This window comes from Binatus sp. (SeqCode) (assembly GCF_036522015.1).
In the GTDB taxonomy this organism is placed as follows: domain Bacteria; phylum Desulfobacterota; class Binatia; order Binatales; family Binataceae; genus Binatus.
The window spans coordinates 1-6725 of the sequence record NZ_DATDGQ010000306.1 but is presented as its reverse complement, the minus strand read 5'-3'; the positions used below and the strand labels follow the sequence as shown (position 1 = coordinate 6725).

General features: G+C 59.7%; 7 protein-coding genes and 1 pseudogene. 2 read left to right on the top strand and 6 right to left on the bottom strand.

Features of this window, described 5'->3' with window-relative positions; all coding sequences use genetic code 11:
- Nucleotides 1–199: 199 nt before the first annotated feature.
- The 6 genes from VIW95_RS13090 to VIW95_RS13065 all read right to left on the bottom strand — a co-directional run bounded on the left by VIW95_RS13090 (nucleotide 200) and on the right by VIW95_RS13065 (nucleotide 5849).
- Nucleotides 200–397, bottom strand: coding sequence for a YezD family protein (locus VIW95_RS13090; RefSeq protein WP_331587193.1), 198 nt, complete (start codon nucleotides 395–397; stop codon nucleotides 200–202).
- 56 nt (nucleotides 398–453) lie between these two features.
- Nucleotides 454–912, bottom strand: a complete 459-nt coding sequence (locus tag VIW95_RS13085; protein ID WP_331587191.1) for an Rrf2 family transcriptional regulator — start codon at nucleotides 910–912, stop codon at nucleotides 454–456.
- A 225-nt stretch (nucleotides 913–1137) separates the two neighbouring features.
- Nucleotides 1138–1980: an LLM class F420-dependent oxidoreductase gene (locus tag VIW95_RS13080; protein ID WP_331587189.1), complete on the bottom strand. Its 843-nt coding sequence runs from the start codon at nucleotides 1978–1980 to the stop codon at nucleotides 1138–1140.
- Nucleotides 1981–2074: 94 nt separating this feature from the next.
- Nucleotides 2075–4060: a S9 family peptidase gene (locus tag VIW95_RS13075; RefSeq protein ID WP_331587196.1), complete on the bottom strand. Its 1986-nt coding sequence runs from the start codon at nucleotides 4058–4060 to the stop codon at nucleotides 2075–2077.
- Nucleotides 4061–4173: 113 nt separating this feature from the next.
- On the bottom strand, nucleotides 4174–4620 hold the full coding sequence (locus VIW95_RS13070) for an amidohydrolase family protein (RefSeq protein WP_331587187.1): 447 nt from the start codon (nucleotides 4618–4620) through the stop codon (nucleotides 4174–4176).
- Nucleotides 4584–5849 (bottom strand): N-acyl-D-amino-acid deacylase family protein, encoded by a 1266-nt coding sequence (locus tag VIW95_RS13065; protein ID WP_331587185.1) that lies wholly within the window; start codon nucleotides 5847–5849, stop codon nucleotides 4584–4586. Before VIW95_RS13065 ends, VIW95_RS13070 begins: the two co-directional genes overlap by 37 nt.
- Before the next feature lie 344 nt (nucleotides 5850–6193).
- On the opposite strand from VIW95_RS13065, the gene VIW95_RS13060 reads away from it, so the two are divergent.
- Both VIW95_RS13060 and VIW95_RS13055 read left to right on the top strand, forming a co-directional pair.
- Complete coding sequence (locus VIW95_RS13060) at nucleotides 6194–6388, top strand: ferredoxin (protein WP_324095306.1); 195 nt, start codon at nucleotides 6194–6196, stop codon at nucleotides 6386–6388.
- A 74-nt stretch (nucleotides 6389–6462) separates the two neighbouring features.
- Nucleotides 6463–6725, top strand: a pseudogene (locus VIW95_RS13055) (hypothetical protein); the annotation flags it as partial.

The following is a 6725-nucleotide window of genomic DNA, read 5'->3' as shown; positions in this document are numbered from 1 at the left end:
GTCATAAATACCCCCTGGAAAAAGAGCGTTGCGCGGTTTCTCATCTCAAAAGGTCCCTCGTTGTCTGGGGAACTTCCGGATGACCGGTCAGCTCGCGGTTAGTGATCAACGGCTCTGGCATGATGCACCCCGGATCCTTCCCCGGTCCGGGACTCCTCTCAAAAATTTCAGTCACTCAGGCGATCATCGGATCGGATGGTTATCCTCGACCGGTCTTGTCGAAGCGAAACTTCTCTTTGCGCTCGATTTGCACCACGCGCGAGTCCTGAATTACGACCTCGACCGATCCAAAACGCACGCCGCTGATTGCGCTTGCGATGCGCCGCAGAATTTCGTTTTCCGGATCGGACGTTGATTGAAGGTCGCCGCGGCTGGTCAGATTCGAATCTGGTTTCATAATCTATCCTATTAGATGACTAGACTAATCTTCAAAAAAAGAGTTGCCCCTCGTTTTCAGATCGCGAAACTCAATGACTCATTGCCGGTAACCACCGCCTCGACGCGCTTGAGCATGTCCTCCAAAGAGGTTGAGTCCATTATCTTCGCGGTCGCGTCGCGAACTTCCTTCATCACGATCCTGATCCCGCAGCTCCGCTCGTCGCGGCATTCGCGGCATCGCATGTATGCGGTCTTGCTGACGCATGGCAGCGGTGCGATTGGCCCGTCCAGCACGCGTACTATGTGCCCGACGCTGATCGCACGCGGCTCGCGTCCCAGGAAATATCCCCCGCCCTTGCCCTTCTTGCTCTGAAGCAGCCCTTGGTTCTTGAGTTCGAGCAGGATCAGCTCCAGGAACTTGCGCGGGATACCCTCGCGCTGCGCCATATCCGATATCAGCACCGGTCCCTGGCCATATTCCTTGGCCAATACCATCATCGCCTTGAGCGCATATTTTGACTTTTTCGAGAGCATTCCGTCGACACCTTAGTCGATAGGATGGCTAGACTAAAGATCAAGAGTGATCCAGTCAAGAGCCCCAGCCCGGAGAGGCCCCCACAAGCATTTCTCAAAAAAAGAACCTGCGAGCAAAATGGCGTCCTGGCCATTTTGCGCTTAGTACTTTTCACTGGGTGCAGGGGTCACCCCTGCCCAAGGAGATGCGGAACCCACGGTGGGTTCCGCATTCAATCAGGTGATTTAACGCGCCTTGGCTTTCATCTCGGCGTATTTGTCGAGCAACGGCAGCACCGTGTCGCGAGTCGCCGATGGCAGCGCGAAGATCAGCCGGTCGAGCCCAAGGTCGAGGAACTTTTTGACGTGTTCGTCGTTCGGCCCGACCCCGAACATCGAGACTGGAAGCTTGCCGCGCCCGGCTTTTTTGCCGGCTTCGGCGAGCGCCTTCAGACCGGCGGTGAGATCGTAGCGCGGGAAATTGATTGGCATCCATCCGTCGCAATAATCCGCGACGCGATCGAACGTCTTGGGCGATTGCGAGCCGAGGAGGATCGGTGGCCCACCTGCCTGCACCGGCTTGGGAAACGACCAGATCGGATCGAAGTTCACGAACTCGCCGTGAAACTCGGCTGCCTCCTTGGTCCAGATTTGGCGCATCGCGAGAATTTTTTCCTTGACGATTTTCCAGCGCCGCTTGAATTGTGCGCCATGATTCGCCATCTCCTCGACGTTCCATCCCGCGCCGATCCCGAAAATCACGCGTCCGCCGGAAATCATGTCGAGCGATGCGACTTCCTTGGCGAGCGTGATCGGGTCGCGCTCGATCACCAGGCATACTCCCGTGCCGAGTTTCAGTTTCTTCGTCACTGCCGCCGCCGCGCCGAGCGCGACGAACGGATCGTGCGTGTGCCAATATTCCTTCGGCAACTCGGCGCCGCCGGGCCACGGCGTTTTGCGCGACGCCGGGATATGAGTGTGCTCGGGAAAGAACATCGACTCGAAGCCGCGTTGCTCTGCCGCGAGCGCAAGTTCGATCGGTTGGATTGCGTAGTCGGTTGGGAACATCGAGATTCCGAATTCGGCCATGACGACTTCTCCTGGATTAAACGGGCGCCGACTGCGTCGCCAGCGCCGCCTGTTTTTTCATAGCACAACTGATCGATGAAGCGTCTGCGCGAGCCTACGGCGATGCGCCGACAACGACGCGGAGCTTCGCAGTCGAGCCGGGCATACGATCGTCCTTCATCGGCTCGTAGCGTCCGCCCAGATTGTCGGCCAGAAATTTTTCCATGCGGGCGGTGAAGTCGAGCCGGTTTTCGGGCCGCACGAAGCCGTGGCCTTCATCGGTGTATAGAGCGTACACCGCGCTCCCGCGATGCTTCGCGATCGCTTCGACGATCTGCTCCGCCTCGGCCTGCTTGACGCGCGGATCGTTCGCGCCCTGACCAATCAGCATCGGGATTTTTATCTTGTCGGCGGAGAACAGCGGCGACGCCGCGGTCAACAGTTCCTTGTCTTTGGGATCGCCCGGATTGCCAACCCTGGTGAAGAAGAGCGAGCGGGCAACCTCCCAATACGGCGGAAATGACGCCAGCAGCGTGAACAGGTTCGACGGGCCGCATTCGTCGATCGCACATCGATAGAGGTCCGGCGTGAACGCCGCGCCCGCGAGCGCCGCATAGCCGCCGTACGAGCCGCCGAATATCGCGACGCGTTTCGGATCCGCGATGCCTTGGTCCACGGCCCACTTGACGCCGTCGGTCAGGTCGTTCTGCATCGTGAGGCCCCATTGGCGATCGCCCGCGTGCACATACTTCTTGCCGAATCCCGTCGAACTGCGAAAGTTTATTTGCAGCACCGCGTATCCACGGTTCGCGAACAGTTGAGTGTAGGGACTGAAACCCCAATTATCGCGGCCCCACGGTCCACCATGCACCGCCAGCACCATCGGCAGATTTTTCGCAGGTACGCCGACTGCCAACGTGAGGTATCCGTTGATTTTCATTCCGTCGCGGGCGGTGAACTCAATCGGCTTCATCGGCGCGAGCGGGGCGTCGTCGAGTTTGGGCTGGACGCTAAAGAGGAAGGTCGCTTTCCGCGATGCGCGATCCCACGAATAGTAACGCACTGGCGCGCGGTCGCTCGAGAACGAGACCAGCCACGTCTGATCGGCGAGGTCGCGGTCCGCAACGGAGAAATCTTCATCGGCGACTTTCGCGATCGCGTCGAAGTCGGCCTGGATTGATGGATCGACTACCGTCCAATGCATCCGGCCGGGATCGAACGCGGCGGCCTGCACGACGTGACGGGTAGGATGAATCATCGCGTCGCTCAGGTCGGCGTCGTCACTGCTCGCAATAACCGTTTCCTTCCCCGATGCAATATCGTGGCGCACCACGCGGGCAGTATTCGTTCCGATCGAAGTGGTGAGAAAGAGGGATTTGCCGTCCTTGCTGAAGTCGAGCGCCCCGAGGTCGTCTTCCATCCCGGCCTTCATCAACGTCCGCCACGGACCCGCGGGGTTGTCGCGAATCCGAATTTCGGTGCCGCCGTCAGGCGTTGTGATCGTCGCCGCACGCACGACCATGTCGTCATCGGCCAGCCACCCAGCGACGTCGCCCGGATTTTTGGTATCGAGCTCGACAGCACCGCTGCGCAGATCTACTCGATAGACATCCATCAACTTCCGATCGCGCAGATTGAGCGCAACCAGTATGCGCTCGGGAAATTTTGGGTTGGAGGCGACCGACTCGGCGCGGACGCCCTGCCAGGGCGTCAAATCGCGGACGTTGTCCGAATCGAGATCGACGGCGAACAGGTGGAAGTTCTCGTCGCCGGCGGCATCCTGCGCATAAATGATCGTTTTCGAATCGTACGCCCAGCCGTACGATTGAATTCCACGGCTCTTGTCCGCCGTGACGACGCGCGCGTCGTGCCCGCCAATAGTTTGCACCCAGACTTGGAGGACACCGTGTTCATCGGGCGCGAGCCAGGCCAGCCGTTTGCCGTCGGGCGCGATATGTGGATTGGCGCGCTCAGGATTCCCGAGCAGAGTGCCGCGCGGAATCAGCGGCGGCGGTTGAGCAAAACTGGGTGGTGCTGAAAAGGTCGAGGTCATGGTGAGAACCGCAATTATCAGCAGATGCTTCCGCGAGAATCCAAACATCGATCTCAAGAATGACAGAAAAAATCGCGGAGTGAAGGGTTGGCGCGCTTTCCGCTCCCTCGCCCCTCACTCTGGTTCCCTCGCCCCACGTGGGGAGAGGAACCAGAAGCTTACTACGCGCCCGACCTTAGCACTTGCCCCGGCAGGTACCCCGAATGATGGCCATGTTCGTACAGGATGTCGCCGTTGACGATCGTGTACTCGACGCCCTCGGCTGGCATCACGAGTCGGCGGCCGCCGCCCGGCAAATCATGCTGCATGCGCGCGCGCTTGGCGGAACCTATTTTTCGCTCGTCGAAGATTGCCACGTCGGCCGGTAGGCCGACCTTGAGCCGTCCACGATCTTTGATTCCAAAGAAGTCCGCCGGCTCCGACGTGATTCGCCTGATCGCATTCTCCAGCGTCATTGCCTGCCGCTCTCGCACCCAGGTGCCGAGCAGGTATGTGCAGTATCCGGCGTCGCACAGCATGTTCACGTGCGCGCCGCCGTCCGACAGCCCGATCATCGTGCGCGGGTCTGAAATCAGCCGCTGAATTCCTTCCTCGTGATACTGTTGCATCGTGTACTGGAGGTTGAGATCGTCCTCGAGCGCGCGAGGTCGAAGAAAGTGTCGAGTGGATCCTGATGGCGCTGGTCGGCGACCTCGGCAACGGTTTTGCGCTCATATTGTTTCAGCGCGAGACTGGCGACTTCGAGCACCTCGACCCGATTCCATCTGCCCTGGAACAGATGCGGCCGCTTGAGCTCCTCGCGAAAGGCCCCGCGAAATTCGAGATTGCGGTAGAACTCCTTCTGCCGCTCGAGCGGCTGATTGAATACCGGACCCCACAGCTCCATGTCGGCGAACGAAAACGGATTGCGCAGATCCATCTGGATGACGAATGGCTTGCAGAGCACTTGCGGCACTCCGCCGCGCTTGATCAGCGGATCGAGCCGTCGCAGAGTATCGGCGCTGGCCTCGGGCTTGTCGGGCCGACTCGCCATCGCGAGCCAGGTGACCGGGCGCTCGCTCTCATCGAGCAGGAATTCCAGCAATCCCTCCTCGTCTTCCGATATCCGGCCCGCGCGCCGCGTGAGTGCTACTTCGATCGCTCCTCGCCCGGCGTCGCGCAGCACGTTGGCATACGCCCTCAGCTCATCGGTCGACGCCAGCCGGCATGCCAGCGGACGTCCCTGGTAGCCGATATGCTGCGGCAAGGTCGTGGTGGAAAATCCGAACGCGCCTGCATCTACCGCCTCGCGCAGCAGTTCCGCGACCCGCGTCGTCTCGTCGGGCGTGGCCTCGCGCTCCATCGACTCGTCCCCCAGCACGTAGTGCCGAAATGGAGTCAGCGGCGCCAGGAACGCGAGATTGATTCCGGCGCCGCGGCGCTCCGCCGCCGCGATGAACTCCGGAAAGGTCTCCCACTCCCAGCTGATTCCCTTCGCCAGCGCCTCGAACGGAATCGCCTCGACGTTGACCAGGTCCCACGCCGCCACCTCGCGCGCCGCGGGCTTGCACGGCGCAATACCCACTCCGCAATTTCCCATCACGACGGTCGTCACGCCATGCCACGAAGTGCAACTGACTAATGGGTCCCAGCAGATCTGAGCATCGTAGTGAGTATGCGGATCGACGAAGCCCGGCGACACGATCAGGTCCGACGCGTCGATCGTTTGCGCGGCGCCTTCAGTGACTTTCCCAATCTCCGCGACCTTTCCGTTCTTGACCGCGATGTCGGCGCGGCGTCGAAATGCGCCGGTGCCGTCGATCACCGTTCCGTTTTTGATAATCAGATCGTAGGACATCGCCCATCCTCCGGGATGCGATTCGAGCTAACTGACATAACACTCGGTATCGCAGGAAAGAGAGACGTTGCGCAAGGATTGCCGTCAAGACGTGCGTTCCTTAAAGCACAACGGCAGCGCTATTCCGGTCCTTTGCTATCTGTAAGTCACACTGAACTGACAAAATGATGCTCTCCCTCATAATCTCGCGCAGGTTCCAGCCTTTCGCAGGGTGGACGCGCGGCGAACAGGATTTCGGCGCAGGTGCATCCGTCCCGGCGTTCCTCTGCGCTCCTAGTCGCAAGAACTATCCTCTTATAAGATCCCATCGTCGTCCGTATTTAGTAGGCAAGGAGATTACTCTTATGAAGGTCGTTGTCGATCTCAAGTTGTGCGAGGGAAATATGAAATGCCAGGAGGCAGCGCCGGAAGTCTTTGAGGTGCGCGACGACGACAAGAGCCACCTGTTACTCGAAAACCCGCCGGAGCGCATGCGCGACAAGCTCAAGCTGGCGGCGCGGCTCTGTCCCCGGCAGGCAATTACGGTCAGCGACGACTAGATGACTCAGCTCGCGCGACAGGTCAGAATGCAGGATCGATAGGGGAACTCGCGGAATCGCGGAGACAATTTTTAATGGAAACTGAACAGGCACTTTCGCTCGAATCGTTGAACATCATTGGTCCTGACCACTACGCGAAAAACGGCTATCCGCACCGCGAGTGGACGTACCTGCGCAAGCACAAGCCGGTTTTCTGGTGCGAGTATCCAAAGACCGATCCGTTCTGGGCGATCACCAAGCACGCCGACATAATTCAGATATCCAAGCAGCCGCGGCTGTTCCTCAACGGTCCCCGCTTGCTGGTGTTCGTCAATGAAGACGGGCTCGAGGAGAGCCC